Annotated in this window: 22 protein-coding genes and 1 pseudogene; 16 read left to right on the forward strand and 7 right to left on the reverse strand. The window is 34.2% G+C overall.

The genetic code is table 11. The features are described from left to right. The 4 genes and pseudogenes from A9Q93_RS12575 to A9Q93_RS12590 form a co-directional block, all read left to right on the forward strand. Positions 1-148, forward strand: a pseudogene (locus tag A9Q93_RS12575) (nicotinate-nucleotide diphosphorylase (carboxylating)); the annotation flags it as partial. Further along, on the forward strand, positions 141-1,073 hold the full coding sequence (locus A9Q93_RS12580; protein ID WP_303687753.1) for a YihY/virulence factor BrkB family protein: 933 nt from the start codon (positions 141-143) through the stop codon (positions 1,071-1,073). The pseudogene A9Q93_RS12575 and the gene A9Q93_RS12580, both read left to right, overlap by 8 nt. A 28-nt stretch (positions 1,074-1,101) precedes the next feature. After that, the gene (locus A9Q93_RS12585; RefSeq protein ID WP_303687754.1) at positions 1,102-1,665 is read left to right on the forward strand and encodes a chalcone isomerase family protein; all 564 of its coding nucleotides are present in this window, start codon (positions 1,102-1,104) and stop codon (positions 1,663-1,665) included. A 66-nt stretch (positions 1,666-1,731) separates the two neighbouring features. Then, positions 1,732-2,157, forward strand: coding sequence for a DUF2147 domain-containing protein (locus A9Q93_RS12590; RefSeq protein WP_303687755.1), 426 nt, complete (start codon positions 1,732-1,734; stop codon positions 2,155-2,157). Positions 2,158-2,172: 15 nt separating this feature from the next. Here A9Q93_RS12590 and A9Q93_RS12595 read toward each other — a convergent pair whose 3' ends face one another. After that, complete coding sequence (locus A9Q93_RS12595) at positions 2,173-3,474, reverse strand: DUF2254 domain-containing protein (RefSeq protein ID WP_303687756.1); 1,302 nt, start codon at positions 3,472-3,474, stop codon at positions 2,173-2,175. Between the two features lie 72 nt (positions 3,475-3,546). Here A9Q93_RS12595 and A9Q93_RS12600 point away from each other — a divergent pair, with 72 nt between their 5' ends. From A9Q93_RS12600 to A9Q93_RS12615, 4 genes are all read left to right on the forward strand, one after another. After that, positions 3,547-3,957: a hypothetical protein gene (locus tag A9Q93_RS12600; RefSeq protein ID WP_303687757.1), complete on the forward strand. Its 411-nt coding sequence runs from the start codon at positions 3,547-3,549 to the stop codon at positions 3,955-3,957. Between the two features lie 114 nt (positions 3,958-4,071). Continuing rightward, positions 4,072-4,503, forward strand: coding sequence for an Hsp20/alpha crystallin family protein (locus A9Q93_RS12605; protein ID WP_303687758.1), 432 nt, complete (start codon positions 4,072-4,074; stop codon positions 4,501-4,503). A 150-nt stretch (positions 4,504-4,653) separates the two neighbouring features. Then, a complete protein-coding gene (locus A9Q93_RS12610) occupies positions 4,654-5,130 on the forward strand; it encodes a lipocalin family protein (protein WP_303687759.1) in 477 nt (158 codons plus the stop codon). Positions 5,131-5,153: 23 nt separating this feature from the next. Then, positions 5,154-5,840, forward strand: coding sequence for an OmpA family protein (locus tag A9Q93_RS12615; protein ID WP_303687760.1), 687 nt, complete (start codon positions 5,154-5,156; stop codon positions 5,838-5,840). Between the two features lie 48 nt (positions 5,841-5,888). On the opposite strand, the gene A9Q93_RS12620 is transcribed toward A9Q93_RS12615, so the two are convergent. Further along, complete coding sequence (locus A9Q93_RS12620) at positions 5,889-6,338, reverse strand: tRNA (cytidine(34)-2'-O)-methyltransferase (protein ID WP_303687761.1); 450 nt, start codon at positions 6,336-6,338, stop codon at positions 5,889-5,891. Between the two features lie 163 nt (positions 6,339-6,501). Between A9Q93_RS12620 and A9Q93_RS12625 the strand changes: the two genes are divergently transcribed. The 7 genes from A9Q93_RS12625 to A9Q93_RS12655 all read left to right on the forward strand — a co-directional run bounded on the left by A9Q93_RS12625 (position 6,502) and on the right by A9Q93_RS12655 (position 12,930). Beyond that, positions 6,502-7,551: an NAD(P)-dependent alcohol dehydrogenase gene (locus tag A9Q93_RS12625; protein WP_303687763.1), complete on the forward strand. Its 1,050-nt coding sequence runs from the start codon at positions 6,502-6,504 to the stop codon at positions 7,549-7,551. 97 nt (positions 7,552-7,648) lie between these two features. After that, complete coding sequence (gene lpxD / locus A9Q93_RS12630) at positions 7,649-8,638, forward strand: UDP-3-O-(3-hydroxymyristoyl)glucosamine N-acyltransferase (RefSeq protein ID WP_303687764.1); 990 nt, start codon at positions 7,649-7,651, stop codon at positions 8,636-8,638. Positions 8,639-8,760: 122 nt separating this feature from the next. Then, positions 8,761-9,210: a KTSC domain-containing protein gene (locus A9Q93_RS12635; protein ID WP_303687765.1), complete on the forward strand. Its 450-nt coding sequence runs from the start codon at positions 8,761-8,763 to the stop codon at positions 9,208-9,210. A gap of 274 nt (positions 9,211-9,484) precedes the next feature. Beyond that, complete coding sequence (locus A9Q93_RS12640; RefSeq protein WP_015363839.1) at positions 9,485-9,679, forward strand: cold-shock protein; 195 nt, start codon at positions 9,485-9,487, stop codon at positions 9,677-9,679. A gap of 126 nt (positions 9,680-9,805) precedes the next feature. Further along, positions 9,806-10,726 (forward strand): EamA family transporter, encoded by a 921-nt coding sequence (locus A9Q93_RS12645; protein WP_303687766.1) that lies wholly within the window; start codon positions 9,806-9,808, stop codon positions 10,724-10,726. 130 nt (positions 10,727-10,856) lie between these two features. Then, positions 10,857-12,407 carry an SDR family NAD(P)-dependent oxidoreductase gene (locus tag A9Q93_RS12650; RefSeq protein ID WP_303687767.1) on the forward strand — a complete coding sequence of 517 codons (1,551 nt, stop codon included), beginning with the start codon at positions 10,857-10,859 and terminating at the stop codon, positions 12,405-12,407. Between the two features lie 85 nt (positions 12,408-12,492). After that, positions 12,493-12,930, forward strand: a complete 438-nt coding sequence (locus A9Q93_RS12655) for a PepSY-like domain-containing protein (protein WP_303687768.1) — start codon at positions 12,493-12,495, stop codon at positions 12,928-12,930. Between the two features lie 8 nt (positions 12,931-12,938). On the opposite strand, the gene A9Q93_RS12660 is transcribed toward A9Q93_RS12655, so the two are convergent. Continuing rightward, entirely contained in the window at positions 12,939-14,153 is a 1,215-nt protein-coding gene (locus tag A9Q93_RS12660) for a GAF domain-containing sensor histidine kinase (RefSeq protein WP_303687769.1), read from the reverse strand. A 247-nt stretch (positions 14,154-14,400) separates the two neighbouring features. Between A9Q93_RS12660 and A9Q93_RS12665 the strand changes: the two genes are divergently transcribed. Continuing rightward, on the forward strand, positions 14,401-14,772 hold the full coding sequence (locus tag A9Q93_RS12665; RefSeq protein ID WP_303687770.1) for a DoxX family protein: 372 nt from the start codon (positions 14,401-14,403) through the stop codon (positions 14,770-14,772). Here the strand turns inward: A9Q93_RS12665 and A9Q93_RS12670 are convergent. The 4 genes from A9Q93_RS12670 to A9Q93_RS12685 form a co-directional block, all read right to left on the reverse strand. Next, positions 14,769-15,116, reverse strand: coding sequence for a DoxX family protein (locus A9Q93_RS12670; RefSeq protein ID WP_303687771.1), 348 nt, complete (start codon positions 15,114-15,116; stop codon positions 14,769-14,771). The genes A9Q93_RS12665 and A9Q93_RS12670 overlap by 4 nt on opposite strands. Positions 15,117-15,168: 52 nt before the next feature. After that, on the reverse strand, positions 15,169-15,408 hold the full coding sequence (locus tag A9Q93_RS12675; RefSeq protein WP_303687772.1) for a hypothetical protein: 240 nt from the start codon (positions 15,406-15,408) through the stop codon (positions 15,169-15,171). Between the two features lie 2 nt (positions 15,409-15,410). Continuing rightward, positions 15,411-16,655 carry a M48 family metallopeptidase gene (locus A9Q93_RS12680; protein WP_303687773.1) on the reverse strand — a complete coding sequence of 415 codons (1,245 nt, stop codon included), beginning with the start codon at positions 16,653-16,655 and terminating at the stop codon, positions 15,411-15,413. A 15-nt stretch (positions 16,656-16,670) separates the two neighbouring features. Next, the coding region (locus A9Q93_RS12685; RefSeq protein WP_303687774.1) for a TrmH family RNA methyltransferase at positions 16,671-17,052 on the reverse strand (382 nt) is incomplete at its 5' end.

Genomic DNA, 17,052 nt, shown 5'->3' on the forward strand with positions numbered 1-17,052 from the left:
TAATCAGTGTCTTACAGAAAGTAGTGGTGGAATAACATTAGATACTGCAAGAAAATATGCAGAGTGTGGTGTGGACTTTATTTCTAGTGGATCACTTACACATAGTGTTTATAACTTAGACCTGAGCCTTAAGGCGATGCATGAGTAGATTTAAGCAAATACTTGATCGCATTCCTATAATTTCCTGGTTTGTTGCGATTACAAATCGATGGAAATTACCTGGTTTTCAAGGTATGACGGCTTGGGATTTGTGGGAAACCTATTCCGTAGGTATTGTAGAAGGAGCTTTCTCTGCTAGAGCCAGTTCTATTTCTTATAGCTTTTTTATGGCTATTTTTCCTTTTATACTTTTCATCTTAAACTTGATTCCATTTATAGAGATAGATAATTTTCAAGAAGAAATATTGTTTTTTGTAAACGATTTATTACCAGCTCAAGCGGCAGGAGCTTTTGATGATATTTTCAAAGAAATAGCATTACAAGAAAATACGGGATTGTTAACAGTAGCTTTTTTAACTTCTTTATTTTTAATGGCAAATGGAGTGAACGCTATTTTTAATGGATTTGAACGCAGTTATCATTCAGATCTTAACCGAGGATTTTTTAGACAATATATTGTTGCGGTAGGAGTTTCTATTATTCTCGTTGTATTTTTATTTCTAGGAGTTGTACTTGCTGGTGTAGTAGAATACTGGATATCAGAGTTGCGAGCTAGAGATTTTATGACGCAGGATTCTATGGAAGTATGGTTAAAGCTCATACGTTATGTAACTTTAGTGATCATGCTATTTATTTTTATTTGTACTTTGTATTACACCGGTACAAAAGAAGGCAGAAACACTAAGTTTTTATCCATAGGTGCTGTAGTAACAACGTTTTTGATTATCTTATTTTCCTACCTTTATGGGGTTTATATAGATAATTTTGCATCGTACAATGAGATCTATGGATCCATAGGAGCGCTGCTTATTTTAATGGTTTATATCTGGCTTAATGCCAACCTTTTATTATTAGGATTTGAATTAAATGCATCACTTCGTGCATTAAAGGCACGGAATTTGAAAACAACATAGTATATTTAAAAACTTAAAATTTTAAAAAATGAAAAAATTACTTCTTGCAGCCTTAGCTATTTTAGGAACCTATACTGCTACAGCGCAAAAAACAATTAATGGTGTAAGTGTAGAAAAATCGATAACCGTTTCTGGACAAGAGCTAGAATTAAACGGCGCTGGTATGAGAGAAAAGCTTTGGTACGATTTATATGTAGGAGCTTTATACTTGACAGAAAAATCTAGTGATGGCAAGGCACTTTTAAATGCAGATAAAGCCATGGCGATAACTTTAGATATTACTGATGAGGCTGTAACACAAGACAAAATGAAAAGTGCTGTGGAAGATGGTTTTGATGATAGTTGTTCTAGCAAAGAAAGAAAAGCTATTCAAAAAGAAATCAATACGTTTATAGGTTTTTTTAAGGATGCTATTGTAAAAGGAGATCATTTTGAAATTGCTTATTTACCTGGTAAAGGAACTATGGTATCTAAAAACGGTACTCAAATAGGAACTATAGCTGGTCTTAACTTTAAAAAAGGATTGTTTGGAATCTGGTTAGGTGATGACCCTGCAGATGAAGACTTGAAAGAAGGAATGTTAAATAAGTAAGCCTTGTTTAATTGATACAAATCAAACCCATGTAGTAATTTTACATGGGTTTTTTAATTTATAAATATGAGATATCTAGTTACATTTATTTTTGTTGTTTTCGCTTTCGCGAAAGCGTACTCACAAAACGTTACAGGAACTTGGAAAACCATTGATGATGATAGCGGCGAGGTAAAGTCACATGTAGAAATCTACAAGCGTGATGGAAAAGTTTATGGTAAAGTCATCAAAGTACTGGATGAAGCAGCTCCAGAGAAACCGCTTTGTGTAGAATGCAAAGGAGATTTGAAAGATGCTCCCATCATAGGTCTGGAAATAATTCAAGGATTAAAAAAGAAAGGCGATGAATATAAAGATGGTACTATTCTAGATCCAGAAAACGGTAAAACATATACTTGTAAAATTTGGCTTAATGAAGAGGATAGTAATAAATTAATGGTACGCGGTTACGTAGCTTTTTTCTATCGCACGCAGTCTTGGGAGCGTTTATAATAGCAATTGTATTAATTAATTAATAGTGCTCATCTTATTCTCAATTTCTTTAAATTGATTTTTAAGTACGCCTATATCATGCTCGTTAGAAATAGATTTTTCTGCATCACTAATAAGTAGTTGTGCCTGTTTGTGAAGGACATGATGATAAGATTGCTGACATGATTCTCTACCTATACATCTATTAAACAGCTGCAGTAACTTTTGCATGACTGATATATCGTGCTTACAATAGTTGCGATAGGATGCAAATACATTATAAATAAGTGTTTCAAAGGCAATAACTTTCACTTTTAAGATAGGGTTACTATCATCATTTAAAGTGATGCTATGATCTTCTTTTTGCATTCTTATTCTTACTAGTTCGGTAAGATAATCGATAGTATCAATAGCGGTTCCTGGATCATTTATCCCTGGAGACATTGCTTTGATACCTATTTCAGTAATTTGTTTAAAACCTAGGGCATAGTTATCACTAACTAACTCAGATTCTGAATAATTAAAGTTTTTGTATATCTCCTTTAATTCTTCATCATTTAATTCTTTTTCTGATAGAAACATATCAGAGTCCGTGAGAATATATTGCCCTTTTACAATTAGCACCTCAAATCTGGTATCAAATTCTTCAACAGCTTCTTTAAGGCCGTTTATGCTTATGTTTTGTATAGTTCCACTTTTTTTAGTTTTATAAGTAAACCAGTTGGACGTATCGGGAAAATCTTCTGCAACTCGTTCTTCTTGAATGAGTAACTTTAATCTATTTGATGATTTATTAAATATATCTTCTAAAATATTGTTGATTTGAATACTGGTAGAAATACTATGAATGAAGTAAACAAAAGCACCTAAAGCAACAAATGCAGATATGATTCCTATCAAAACAGAAAATCCTGGTAATTGATATTTTTCACCTGAAGGTTCTAGCCCTATGACCGTGATGATGTTATATAAAATAGTTGCTAAGAAAGTCCCTAATATGAATTGATGTTTTCTATTAGAAATAAGATTAGGAAGTACTCTAGGAGAATAATTTGCCGCTGCCTGACTCAGTAATAACATCACCATGGAGAATGAAAAAACAAGCATAGAAATACCACCAGCAATTAGGGTGGATAATATACTTCTTGCGGTATCTATATCGTTTATTACTAGTTGAGGCAAATGCTCTTGCAAGTAAGAAGAAACATTATTCCTTTCGGCCCATTTCATGATAAGGGCAAATACTACTGCGCTTATGGCATAAAAGGTAGGATAAAATGCAATGCTACCAGTTATGGTATTGATAAAGGAACGTATTCTTATAATTAATGCTTTCATTTGATAAAAGTAGGAGTAATGCCTAGATATAAATCCTAACAAATTCTTATTTTCACAATCTAAGACAAAATCATGACGTATACTGTAGAAGAAAAGAAACACATTATTAGTGAATTAATACTAATGGCTCATGCAGATAATGTTTTAAAAAATGAAGAAGTTTCATTTATCATTTCAGTAGGTAAAAGAATGGAACTAGAAGCGAGTGAGGTTATTGAAATGATAAAACACCCTGAAGAACTAGAAACTGTAGTCCCTAAAAAATTTGCTAAGCGCATACTTCACTTTCACAGGATGATGTTAATGATGCATATTGATGGTCATGTAGATGAGTTAGAACTACAATTGTTGCACAGTGTGGCTTTACAATACGGTTTTAGAAAGTCTACAGTTGATAGTCTACTAGCCACTATGTTAAAGTACCCACATGGCGAGATTCCACCTTCAGAATTGATGCAAATTCATGCTGTTAACAGTAATTAATGACTTTTAGTCAGGTAATATTGTTTTAAAAGCGACATTATGTCGCTTTTAAAGTTTGGTATTTAGTTTGTCTATAAGATTTCATAATTAATAAAAATCTTAAAAAATAATATTATGAAATTAGCAACAAGAACAGCAAATAACTGGTTACCATCATTAATTGATGAGATGTTTAACAACGACTATTTAGGTGGTACTGAACCTAGTAATAAAGCCTTTCTACCAGCAGTGAATGTTTCTGAAAAAGATGATTCCTTCACCTTAGAAATGATAATACCTGGTTTTAAGAAAGAAGACGTAACCATTGAAGTAGAGAATGATTTACTATCCATCTCTTCTGAGGTAGAGCAAAGTAATGAAGAAACTACAGAACAATTTACTAGAAAAGAATTTACAAAACAGTCTTTTAAAAGAAGCTTCAATTTACCTGAAACCGTAAACCAAGATGGTATTGATGCAGGTTATGAAAACGGTATTCTTACCATAAGTCTTCCTAAAAAGGAAGAAGCTTTACCACAACCTAAGAGGTTGATAGCTCTTAAATAATTTAAAACGATTTGTAATAAAAACTCTGATCTATATGATCGGAGTTTTTTTGTTTAATACTTTAAGATATTTTAAACAAATTAAGTTAAACATGGTTAATTATCTCAGATTAATACGATAATACAGATAATATTGTACTAAATTAAAGTTATGAAAAGTAATTTGATCATCGCATTTTTAGCAATATTAATCACAGGCTGTGCGTCTACTAATGCAGTAAAGAACACGGAGAAATCTATAAACGGAAACTGGTCGCTTAGTTCCATTACTTATGATGGAAATGGATCATTTAATTCGACATTATTTCAAGATAGTGACGCTTCATGTTTTATGGATAGTAGTTGGTATTTCATATCAAATAATAATCGTGGAACTTATAAGCTTAATGATACATGCTCAACTATTCAAAGAAAATTTATCTGGACTATACCTGGTGATAAAAGCGCTACTGCAGGTGAGTTATTATTAAAAATTACTGATGAGGATTATAAGTCAGCTTCAAATGATGGTTACAAATTAAAAATCACTAGCTTAACAGAATACACGATGACGCTTACTATCGAGACCTTTGTAGATGGTCAAAAAGTTGATGTAAACTTAAATTTTAACAAATCTATTCTTGTATAAATTATTTAAAAACAAAAAATATTATGAAAACTAAATTTTTAACCATATTCATCGCAGCCTCTTTGTTAGTAGGTTGTGGAGCTGTAAAAAACAGTAACAATCAGCAAAAAGGTACTGTAATAGGTGCTGCCGGAGGTACTATCTTGGGTCTCATTATCGGAAACAATGTAGGAGATGGTGATAATCAAACAGAAGGTGCAATTGCAGGTGCTGCTATAGGTGGTATTGCAGGTAACTTAATAGGTCGTAGAATGGATAAGCAAGCGCAAGAAATTCAAGCGACATTACCTGGTGCCGATGTAGAAAGAGTAGGAGAAGGAATTCTAGTAACATTTGACGAAGGTAGCGGTGTAAAATTTGCTACAAATCAATCGGCACTAAATGCAAGCTCACAATCTACGTTAGATCAATTAATTCAAGTAATGAACGAGTATCCAGGTACGGAAGTGCTCGTCGCAGGTCATACAGACGATCAAGGAGCTGCTGACTATAATCTAGAGTTATCTAGAAAGAGAGCGGCTAGCGTAAGAGATTACCTTTCCACTCATGGAATAGCAGGCAATCGTATTGCTATGACTTATAGTGGTGAAACTGCACCTAAAGCTTCTAACGCAACTCCAGAAGGTAGAGCGCAAAATAGACGTGTAGAAATAGGAATTGTTGCTGGTGAAGAAATGAGAAAAGAAGCCGAAATGGAGTCCAAAAAATAAAAAGAAAACTCTAAAACATAAACCAGTCATAATTAATGGCTGGTTTTTTTATGCTCTTAACTGTCGTAATCCCTCATAAGTAATCACTGCCACCGCGTTTGCTAGATTTATACTCCTAATATGTTTGCTGTATTGTGGTATTTTGTAAAGATGATCTTTAAATTGACTTACAATTTCATGTGATAAACCACGAGATTCCTTGCCGAAAATCAACATCACATCATCTTCAAAAGGGATTTCTGTATAATCTTTATCTCCATGACTACTCAAAAACGCCATATTACGTCCTTTGTTTTTTTCAAAGAAATCTGCTGTGGTTTCATAAACCGTTAAGTCAATATGTTGCCAGTAATCCAGCCCAGCTCTTTTTAATCGAGCATCGGTAAGTTCAAATCCTAAAGGTTTTACCAGATGTAAATGCGATCCTGTAGCAAGACTCAAACGTCCTATATTACCAGTATTGGTATGAATTTCTGGCTCAATTAAAACAATATGCATTCTTTTTTTGAACAAATATAATAGTAAAGTAGGCTTTGAAGAGTTCTCGCTTTCGCGAAAGCAAAATTATAAACAACACTTAGTAAGACTTACTCTTTAACGCACTCTTAACCGAACGTGCCTATCGATAAAAGTATCTTTGCATTTATAAAATAGAAAGAGAATGTTAGAAGCCAAAGCATACGGAGCATCTAGTGCAGATGCAAATTTTGAAGAAATGACTATCGATAGAAGAGATTTACATGATATAGATGTAAAGATTGATATCTTATATTGCGGTGTATGTCATAGTGATATACATGCTAAATTAAACGATTGGGGCAATGCCAAATACCCTATAGTTCCTGGTCATGAGATCATAGGTAAAGTTACAGAGGTAGGAAGCAAAGTTTCTAAATATAAAGTAGGTGATCTTGTAGGAGTAGGCTGTATGGTAGATTCTTGTCAAGAATGTAGCGCGTGTGAGGAAGATATGGAGATGTGGTGTGAAAATGGCTCTACAAGTACCTATAATAGTAAAGATAAATTTATAGGAGGTCATACATTAGGTGGTTATTCTACTACAATCGTGGTAAGAGAAGAATTTGTGCTATCAGTTTCTGAAGACCTAGATATCAAAGCGGTGGCGCCATTATTATGTGCAGGAATTACTACTTATTCTCCATTAAAACACTGGAATGTGCAAAAAGGTGATAAAGTAGGAATTGTAGGTTTAGGTGGTTTAGGCCACATGGGAATCAAGTTTGCGGCAGCCATGGGAGCAGAAACCGTTATGATCACAACTAGTGAAGAAAAATCTAAAGATGCAAAACGTTTAGGTGCTGATAGTGTAATCTTATCAAAAGATAAAGATCAAATGAAAGAGCACAGTAACAGCTTTGACTTTATATTAAATACTGTTCCTGTAGGTCATGATGTAAATCCGTATCTGGAGTTATTGAAAAGGGATAAAACAATGTGTCTAGTAGGCGCCATCGAGCCTCTTGAAAACGTTCACGGTGGAAATCTTATCTTAAGAAGAAAAAGACTAGCCGGTTCATTAATAGGCGGCATCAAGGAAACTCAAGAAATGTTGGACTTTTGTGCAGAACATAATATCGTGTCAGATGTTGAAATGATCGATATGCAGGATATTGATAATGCTTTTGAGAGAGTTCAAAATAGTGACGTGAAATATCGTTTTGTTATCGATATGGAGAGTTTGAAGAAGTAGTAATACAATTATACCGTAAATTTGCTGCTTGATTAGGGTTCTTAATCAAGCAGCTTTTTTATTTTATAACCTCACGTATTTAATATTTAAATTCACTATGCTTTCATTTACAGTACAACAAATAAACGAAGTTCTTCAAGGCGAGTTAGTAGGTAAAACAACTCATTCTATCACCGGAGTAGAAGAGATAAGAAATGCAAAAGAAACTGATCTTACGTTTATAGGCAATAGAAAGTATGCTAAGTTCTGGTCAGACTCTAACGCCTCAGTTGCTATTATAAATGATAACATAGATTTAGAACCTGGAGATAATCGTGCTTTTATAAAAGTAAAAAATGCCGACCTTGCTATGGCAAAGCTTCTAGAAGCCTTCCAGCCAGATACACCTGTTTTTGAAACAGAAATCCATCCCACAGCCATCATTCATGAAACGGCTACTTTAGGAAAAGGTGTGCAAATAGGAGCGCATTGTTACGTTGGTAAAAATGTAACTTTAGGTGATGGAGTTGTTTTGTATCATAACGTTAGTGTGTTTGACGATTCTACCATAGGTCCTCAAACCGTTGCCTGGTCAGGTACAGTAATTAGAGAGCGTTCTCAAATAGGAGCGCAGTGTATCTTTCATAATAATGTAAGTATAGGAGCAGACGGCTTTGGTTACCGACCTGCAGACGACGGTCGCGGCTTAGTAAAAATTCCACACATAGGGAACGTTGTGATAGGTAATGGCGTGGAAATAGGAGCAAATTCTTGTGTGGATCGAGCAAAATTTAACTCTACTATTATCGGTGATGGTTGTAAAATTGACAATTTGGTTCAAATAGCTCATAACTGTGTTATGGGAAGATCTTGCATTATGGCAGGTCATAGTGGTCTTGCAGGATCTGTCACACTAGGAGATGGAGTTATCATAGGTGGTAGTGCTAGTATAAAAGATCACACAACCATAGAATCTGGTGCTACAGTAGGCGCAGGAAGCGGTGTGATGAATAATGTAAAAGCAGGTCAGACAGTATTAGGTTATCCAGCCACTGACTCACGTGATATGCTCAAGCAATGGGTGGCATTGAGAAAACTAGCAAAGTAACGGTTAATATGTTATCGCTCAAGGCGAAAACTAGATTTTAACCACTTTTTTATCCTACTAATATTTAACGTTTTTAAACCGATTAATCATGTACTTTTGCGCCGCCTTAAAAAGAGGAGCACATGAAGCGTATTAATCAGTACAAAAAGATGTTTAACGTAGAGAAAGACATCAACCTAAGAGAATTAAAGAAAAGTTACCGCAATCTTGTTAAAGAATGGCATCCTGATAAATTTCAAGATGGTGATCCTAAAAAAGAAGAAGCAGAAGTAATGAGCCGTCAGGTTATAGATGGATATCATTTTCTCGTTAGTATCGCGCCAGAAACTAAAGAAGCGCAACTTGACGAGTATACAGAAACAATTACAAATACAGGTATTCAAGATTTTGATCATAAGGGTAGAGTTCTAGAAGTAACATTTACAGATGGAAAAACTTACGAGTATTTTGGGGTAGATGTAAAGGTTTTTAAAAAACTTATTAATGCAGATAATCGTTATCGATTTGCAAAACGCAACATCTTTAACTCATACCTATACCGCAAGTCTAAGAAAGATCTTCAGGAAGCTTAAATAAAATAAGTCAACTATTTAATTTTTAGCAATTTAAGTAGCCGAATGTTACTAAAATGAAAAATGTAAATGTATTTTGATCAAAAGTCATTGCAGATCAAATAAAAAGATTAGTTTTGCAATGTGATTGGAGTTTATGATCATAAAGATTAGTAGGATTTCTTATTTAATTTTTATCATTTTTCTAGTTATAACGAGCTTAGTCATGGTGAATACTCTTGTGGCACAGCTTTTGAAACTAAATAAGAAGTATTATTAATTTAAATTATTACAAATGAGTACAGGTACAGTAAAATTTTTCAATGACGCAAAAGGATTTGGATTTATCACAGAAGAAGGATCAGGTCAGGAACATTTTGCACACGTAACAGGTTTAATCGACGAGATCCGTGAAGGTGACAAAGTTGAATTTGAACTAAAAGAAGGAAAGAAAGGCTTAAACGCTGTTAATGTTAGAGTAATCGACTAATTCGATTCTTTAATTTTTAAGTACAGAGCCCATCTAGTTTAGATGGGCTTTTTTTATGCATTATTTTTTATCAAATATTTTTATTTATTACGTTACCAATTTTTTTATTAGAGTAGCTTTGCGCGCATGAATAGAAAGACCATTCTCATTTTACTTGCCTTTTTCTCCACTTATGTTTTCTGGGGTTCTACCTATTTATGGAATAAAATGGCCGTGAGCCAGCTCGACCCTTTAATGCTGGCAAGTGTAAGATTTTTGTGTGCTGGTACTATCATATTTATCATCGCAAAGTCTCTAGGTTATCAATTAAGAATTACTAGAAAACAATTGTTTAACTCCATACTAGTTGGTTTTCTTTTTCTTACTTATGGAAATGGTGTTTTTGTATGGGCTTTAAAATATGTAGATACTGGTTTTGCCGCATTACTTGCCGCATTACAACCTTTATTTATTCTACTGCTCATGAGATTAGTACAACGCAAAGCATTACAACTTAAATCTATTATAGGAGTTTTACTAGGATTATTAGGAATGTACATTCTAGTAAGCCAAAACGAGATAACGGCTAAGGAAGGAACATGGACTGGAGTAGGTATGATTCTATCTTGTATACTGAGCTGGAGTGTAGGCAGTCTTTTTGTTGCAAAAGCCGATGTTCCCAAAAATTTCTTTGTATCCACGGCTTATCAAATGATTGCAGCAAGTATCATGCTTGCGATAGGTAGTTTGGCATTCGGTGAGCAATGGGTCTCGCCATTACAGTGGTCATCTTCTACAATCATAGCACTTACATGTTTGATATTTTTTGGAGGTATCGCAGCATTTACCTCATTCAATTTTCTATTAAAAAATATTTCTACAGAAAAAGTAGCTACTTCTTCCTATGTAAACCCTATCATCGCTTTATTTTTAGGTTGGTTTTTTCTCGATGAAGCCATTACTACACAATCCATAATTGCAGCTGTAGTAATGATAACAGGAGTATACTTCATAAATAGTAGGAAAAGAGATAAAACAGATGTAAAGCCAGCTCCTAAATCTAGATGACTTAATTAGGGTCTTAGAGAATCGTGGTTCCGCTTTCGCGAAAGCGAATAATTAAAAGCACTCTTTACCTTTTATCATTGTCACAATTATTTACAGATTACTATTAAATTTACACCCATAAATTCATGCTATGAAAGATCAAGATAAGATGTCTGTAGACGCAATTTCAACACAAGAAGTTGAAGCTTGTATTACTACACTTCAAAAATTCATAGATGATCCTAAGAAGATTTTTCACCTTGAGGAAGAAGAGCGTATTGCCCTAGTAAAAGCCGCTGGAAAAGTTTCTAGACCTTCAAAGGCCGAATATAAGCGTTCAAAAAAAGATGCTCAAAAAGCTGCGAGAAGAAAACAAATAGAGCGCGATAAGCATGCTCGTAAAGAAACAGGAATAAGAAGTGCTCGAGAAGACGTGGTTTTTCAAGCTCCTAAATTACTGGCCCCAGCAGATTTATCTACAAAAGAAACAGGTGAGTTATCCTCTCCTAGGAATTGCTATGTATGTAAGACCATGTTCACAAAATTGCATCATTTTTACGACCAAATGTGTACCGACTGTGGTGATTTTAATTATGCTAAACGTTTTCAAACAGCAAACGTTAAAGGGCAAGTAGCAATAATAACAGGTTCACGATTAAAAATAGGATATCACATTACTTTGATGTTATTGCGTGCTGGAGCAACAGTTATAGCGACTACTAGATTTCCTCATGATAGTGCATTGAGATTTTCTAAGGAAGAAGACTTTAAAGAATGGGGACACAATTTACATATTCATGGACTAGACTTGCGTCACATTCCTAGTGTGGAGATATTTTGTAATTATATAGAGCAAAAATACGACCGTCTAGACATATTAATAAATAATGCAGCTCAAACCGTAAGAAGACCTTCTGGTTTCTATGCCCATTTGATGCCTAATGAAGAGCTTTCTTTTGAGGAATTACCAGTTTTTGCACAAGAAACACTTACAGATCATTACAACTGTCTTCAAGAGTTACAGTTGCTAGCGCCTAGTTCTTCTTCAAATAAGAACATGCCGGTTACCTGGCATGGTCCAGAGCCAGGAATAGGATTGCGTGCTAGTGCAAAGCTTTCTCAAATTCCATATAGTTTTGATAAAGCTCTAGTCGCACAAGAAGTATTTCCAGAAGGCAAACTCGATGCAGATTTACAGCAAGTCGATTTAAGAAAAACAAATAGCTGGCGTTTAAAACTAGGAGAGATAGAAACTACTGAAATGATTGAAGTGCAATTGGTGAATTCGGTTGCGCCATTTGTTTTGTGTAATAGACTTTCTGAAATTATGAAGAAAGATAATACAGGACAAAAGCACATTATCAATGTAAGTGCGATGGAAGGTAAGTTTCATACATTCCATAAAGAAGACCGTCATCCACATACAAATATGGCAAAGGCTGCCTTAAATATGCTTACTCACACTGCGGCAGGTACACTTGCTAAAGATGGTATCTACATGAATGCGGTAGATACGGGATGGGTAACTGATGAAGATCCTGTAGAGTTGTCTCAACGCAAACAAGAAATCCATGATTTCCAGCCACCATTAGATATTGTTGATGGAGCAGCACGTGTTATGGATCCATTATTTGATGGAATTAATACTGGTAAACACTGGTGTGGTAAATTTTTAAAGGATTACAAACCTATAAGCTGGTAATAGACATTAACATAAGTGTTACAAAGATTAGTATAGTATTAAATATCTTTTCTATCTAAAAAAGTAATTTGCTTAAAAAATTACCATGAAGCATATATCATTTATACTCGTATCATTATTCTTATCTCTTACCGCTAGTTGTCAAAATATTAAAAATAGTAAAGCGCCTAAGGCTGTGGTTGATGCATTTACTGCAAAATATCCCAATGAACATGATCCAGATTTTGAACAAGATGCTCATGGCTATTGGGAAGCGCATTTTAAAAAAAATGGCGAAAAATACCGTGCTGATTTTTATGAAGATGGAACCTGGAGAGAAACAGAAAATAGTATTAAATACAAAGAATTACCTAAAGCAGTAAAACAAGCCATTAAAAATGAATATAGCGATCGTGAAATTACCGAGATCGAACATGTACTCAGTGCTGCAAAAGGCGAATTCTACGATGTGGAATTCAAGCAAAAAGGTAAAAATATGGATGTAGAGTACCGCAAGAATGGAACTAAACTAAAGGATGAATAAATTCTTATCTAATTATCTATCTCTCTTTTAGGAAGGTGAATCACAAATTCTGTCCATTTTCCTAATTCTGAGTTTACGGTAATCGATCCATTCATATGTTCTAAGAGTCTCGCAACTGTTGCTAGTCCTATTCCTGTACCTTGTTTACCATTTCGATCTTCTTCGGCGGCAACATAAAATAATTTGAAGACAGAATTGATCTTATCAGTTGCTATACCGCTACCGTTGTCTTTTACTATAATTTCATACTCTTGAATGTGTTCTTTAAGAGTGATATCAACGACTGTTACATCCTTATCGCCATATTTTACCGCATTGGTAACTAGGTTAATCAGAATTTGTTTTAGAGCAATCTCATTAGTTTTTAAAGTGGTATCTGTTTCAGGTATATAAAGGATCTTAGTATGATCATCTAGAACGGTCATTGAAATAACATCCTCAATTAAATCAACATAACTCACACTATCATATTCATCTGTTACCAGTTCATCACTCTTATAAAACATGAGCATTCCATCTATATAACGACTCATGCTGGTAGAGCTTTCTTTTAAATAACCTAAGTACTTTCTAGCTTGCTCAGTTAGTTCTTGCTCACTTTCCTTTAATAATTGAGTTATCATTATAATATTAGAAAGTGGTGCTTTTAAGTCATGGGAAACAATTCCTGCAAAATCTTTAAGCTCGTCGTTGCGCTCTTTTAATTGTACTTGCAGTTTTTGTAATTCAAATGTTTTATAACGTTCTTCAAAAAGTGCCATAACTTGTTTTGCCATAGCTTTAAGAGACTTAATTTGCTCCTCTTTAAGCTGGCGCGGTTCGTTATCATAAACACATAAGGTCCCTAGTTTATAACCACTACTATCTATAAGTGGTACTCCAGCATAAAAAATAGCCTTAAAATCAGTTACTAGAGGATTACCTTTAAATCGATGGTCTTCTCTCGCATCGGGAACAATCATAATTTCCTCTTCACCAGCAATGGCATGACCACAAAAAGACAGCTCTCTAGGCGACTCAGACATATCTATACCATGCCTGGATTTTAAAAAGTTTCTATCCTTATCTATTAAAGTAATAAGAGAAATAGGTGCATCGCAGATACTAGAAATTATAGAAGTAATGTTATCATAATTTTCTTCTGGCATGGTATCAAGTAGTCTGTATTTCTCTACAGCTGCTTGTCTTTTAATCTCATTATCAGGAATAGGAGGAGCAATCATTAAATATATTTATTAAATGCAAATAAAAAGTATTTATAGATATTAACAACTATTATTTGAAAGAATTATAGTTCATATTATCAAGTTAGGACTATGATTTATTTATAAGTTTCAAGTCATATTGTATTTATTAAAAGAAGCTTTCGCGAAAGCGTGATTATCACACAGTGCATTGTTAAATAAATGCTTTTTTACATAAATTTAGAAAATACCTTAGTTGGTAATTATATATTTAAAAAAAAATATCATGGAATTATCAGAAATTATTGAAATAGTAATCAAACTAGTAGTAGGCTTAAGTATTCTTAACGTCTGGTTGATTAACCGTGATAAAAATTCTCAGTGGCGTGGTGGAAATGCAACTAACATGGAGGAAGAATTTAAAGCCTATGGCCTTTCAAAAAATATGATGATTATTGTAGGAACGCTCAAATGCCTTTTTGCTGTGCTGTTATTACTTTCTCTGTATTTATTTAAATTAGAGTTGTATGCAGCTTTAGGAATAGCAGTTTTAATGGCTGGTGCAATTCTTATGCATTTAAAAATAAACGATCCTTTAAAAAAATCACTACCAGCAGCAATCTTTTTAGTGCTATCACTTATCGTAATCTGGATTTAAACCATGCGGTAAAAGCGATACAATAAAATTAAGCACAATATCATATAAACTAGAGCAGGAGATGATTTATAGATTCCATCTTTAATTCTTAATCGTACAGTAAATCCTAGAAACATAAGTACACTTAGGCCAGCAGCTGCTGCCATTCCCATATAATAATTGAAGGTACCGTATATAAGACCTATTGCACCTAAAATTTGAAATACTCCAGTGATGACTCGTTGCAAAGAGCTCAATTTAAATCTAGTAAACTCTAAGCGCATGTGTTTTGAAAACAGGCAAGTGATTCCAAAAAATAGAAAAGAGACTATGGTAAAATAGAGAAGTAAGTCAAAGGTTTTCATCTGACTAATTTACCTCAAATTCAATTCAAGTTACGTTAATTATATGTTGCAATTACGTGCTACTTTTTTGATCTATTATCACTTTAAAGATCAGTTGTAAGGTAAAATATAAGAGGACTAACCATGGAGCGCCATGTAAAAAAGTATCCCAGTAATCTAGCAACCGCATATCATGAGCACCACCGGCGATCCATTTTAATTTGCCCCATATATGTGGTTCTGGATAAAATGGCGCTACTCCAAGAGTTAAACTCGCTAATAAAGCTAGAAGTAGTTTTGTTTTTAACTTCATTATTAAAAAGTTTTTTCACTATTCATTGCTGCAATACGTTGCTGTAAACTAGGGTGCGAATAATGAAACCAAACGTACGCCGGATGCGGAGTCAAATTACTCAAACTTGTTTTGTTCAAGGTCTTTAAACCGCTTATAAGCGGTTCTTTTTTATACGTAGATTTAGCATAAAAGTCGGCTTGATATTCAAATCTCCTAGAAAGTAAACTCATTAAAATACCAGTAACTGTTGAAATAGGAGAGTAGAGCAGTCCAAAAGCAACTAGTCCTACATGAAAAGATGGAATAGCAACTCCTAAGGCTTCGGCAAGCGTTGTACTGTCTACAAAGATAGAAAATAGCCATAAGGTAAAACCAGTAGTCAAAGTTCCAGCTATCAAGTTGTAAATAATGTGCTTTCTTTTATAATGTCCCACCTCATGAGCAAGTACTGCAACAATTTCCTCCTCGCTTAGTTGGTCGATTAAGGTATCGTATAACGTAACTCGTTTCTCACTTCCAAAACCGCTGAAGTAAGCGTTTGCCTTTGTTGATCTTTTACTTCCGTCTATTACAAATATCTTATCGAGTTGAAATCCTACTGCTTGAGCATAGGCGCTAATTTTATCCTTAAGACTCCCGTTTTCTAAAGGAGCCTGTTTATTAAAAAGAGGAACAAACAACCTAGCATAAAACATATTCATAAATAAGGAGATGGCAAATATCAAGATCCACACATACCACCAGAAGTTTTCTCCAGCCCAATTGTAACAAAGAATGATAAGTGCAATAAGTCCACCACCTACAATGGCTGTCAGTAAATAGCCTTTAATTTTATCTAGGATAAATGTTTTTACGGTCGTTTTATTAAACCCAAATTTTTCTTCAATGACAAAAGTCCCATAAATAGAAAAAGGAAGCGATATAATTTCGCTAGCCAGCATAATGATTCCAAAAAATAACAAGGCTACCCATATTTCATGATCTACATAACTTCTTGCAAGCTCATCGACCCAAGCAAATCCATCTAAAAACAAGAACGCCAAGATTCCTATAAATGAAAATGTGCTGGAAACAAGTCCAAATTTAAAGTTAGTCTTTTTATACTCTTGAGATTTTAAATATTCTTCATCATCATAAACATCCTCTAACTCTTTAGGAACTGGCTTTGAATACCAAGTATAATTGAGAAAACCTAGAACACGCTCTAGAAGAAAATCAAAAATTAAAATTCCTATGATGATATAAAATATGGTTGTAGAAATCATTCAGTGGTGATGGTTTTATTTAAAATCGCGTTGTCTCTTTGCTTCAAAAATTAAAATCGCAGCACTTACGGACACATTCATAGAATCTATCTCGCCAGACATAGGTATAATAACATTTGAAGTGGCAGCGGCTCTCATTTCTTCAGAAAGTCCAGTAGCTTCTGTGCCTACGGCGATAGCACTACCTTTTTTATAATCGATTACATCATATCGCTCGCTGCTTTGTAAAGTAGCCGCATATAAATCTATCGAGGAATTGTTTAAGAAATCAGTTACTTCTCTAGTAGTTCCCATTGCTGTAGGAACGGTAAATACGCAGCCTAAACTCGATCGTATGACATTAGGATTATACAGGTCTCCAGTGGGATTTGCGATGATAACGGCATCGACGTTTGCA

The sequence above is a fragment of the Nonlabens dokdonensis genome, assembly GCF_002162835.1.
Classification (GTDB): domain Bacteria; phylum Bacteroidota; class Bacteroidia; order Flavobacteriales; family Flavobacteriaceae; genus Nonlabens; species Nonlabens dokdonensis_B.

Bases quoted from the DNA above. Each gene is read 5' to 3' on its own strand.
- A9Q93_RS12580 (WP_303687753.1), top strand. From the start codon at position 141: ATGAGTAGATTTAAGCAAATACTTGATCGCATTCCTATAATTTCCTGG.
- A9Q93_RS12585 (WP_303687754.1), top strand. From the start codon at position 1,102: ATGAAAAAATTACTTCTTGCAGCCTTAGCTATTTTAGGAACCTATACT.
- A9Q93_RS12590 (WP_303687755.1), top strand. From the start codon at position 1,732: ATGAGATATCTAGTTACATTTATTTTTGTTGTTTTCGCTTTCGCGAAA.
- A9Q93_RS12595 (WP_303687756.1), bottom strand. From the start codon at position 3,474: ATGAAAGCATTAATTATAAGAATACGTTCCTTTATCAATACCATAACT.
- A9Q93_RS12600 (WP_303687757.1), top strand. From the start codon at position 3,547: ATGACGTATACTGTAGAAGAAAAGAAACACATTATTAGTGAATTAATA.
- A9Q93_RS12605 (WP_303687758.1), top strand. From the start codon at position 4,072: ATGAAATTAGCAACAAGAACAGCAAATAACTGGTTACCATCATTAATT.
- A9Q93_RS12610 (WP_303687759.1), top strand. From the start codon at position 4,654: ATGAAAAGTAATTTGATCATCGCATTTTTAGCAATATTAATCACAGGC.
- A9Q93_RS12615 (WP_303687760.1), top strand. From the start codon at position 5,154: ATGAAAACTAAATTTTTAACCATATTCATCGCAGCCTCTTTGTTAGTA.
- A9Q93_RS12620 (WP_303687761.1), bottom strand. From the start codon at position 6,338: ATGCATATTGTTTTAATTGAGCCAGAAATTCATACCAATACTGGTAAT.
- A9Q93_RS12625 (WP_303687763.1), top strand. From the start codon at position 6,502: ATGTTAGAAGCCAAAGCATACGGAGCATCTAGTGCAGATGCAAATTTT.
- lpxD (WP_303687764.1), top strand. From the start codon at position 7,649: ATGCTTTCATTTACAGTACAACAAATAAACGAAGTTCTTCAAGGCGAG.
- A9Q93_RS12635 (WP_303687765.1), top strand. From the start codon at position 8,761: ATGAAGCGTATTAATCAGTACAAAAAGATGTTTAACGTAGAGAAAGAC.
- A9Q93_RS12640 (WP_015363839.1), top strand. From the start codon at position 9,485: ATGAGTACAGGTACAGTAAAATTTTTCAATGACGCAAAAGGATTTGGA.
- A9Q93_RS12645 (WP_303687766.1), top strand. From the start codon at position 9,806: ATGAATAGAAAGACCATTCTCATTTTACTTGCCTTTTTCTCCACTTAT.
- A9Q93_RS12650 (WP_303687767.1), top strand. From the start codon at position 10,857: ATGAAAGATCAAGATAAGATGTCTGTAGACGCAATTTCAACACAAGAA.
- A9Q93_RS12655 (WP_303687768.1), top strand. From the start codon at position 12,493: ATGAAGCATATATCATTTATACTCGTATCATTATTCTTATCTCTTACC.
- A9Q93_RS12660 (WP_303687769.1), bottom strand. From the start codon at position 14,153: ATGATTGCTCCTCCTATTCCTGATAATGAGATTAAAAGACAAGCAGCT.
- A9Q93_RS12665 (WP_303687770.1), top strand. From the start codon at position 14,401: ATGGAATTATCAGAAATTATTGAAATAGTAATCAAACTAGTAGTAGGC.
- A9Q93_RS12670 (WP_303687771.1), bottom strand. From the start codon at position 15,116: ATGAAAACCTTTGACTTACTTCTCTATTTTACCATAGTCTCTTTTCTA.
- A9Q93_RS12675 (WP_303687772.1), bottom strand. From the start codon at position 15,408: ATGAAGTTAAAAACAAAACTACTTCTAGCTTTATTAGCGAGTTTAACT.
- A9Q93_RS12680 (WP_303687773.1), bottom strand. From the start codon at position 16,655: ATGATTTCTACAACCATATTTTATATCATCATAGGAATTTTAATTTTT.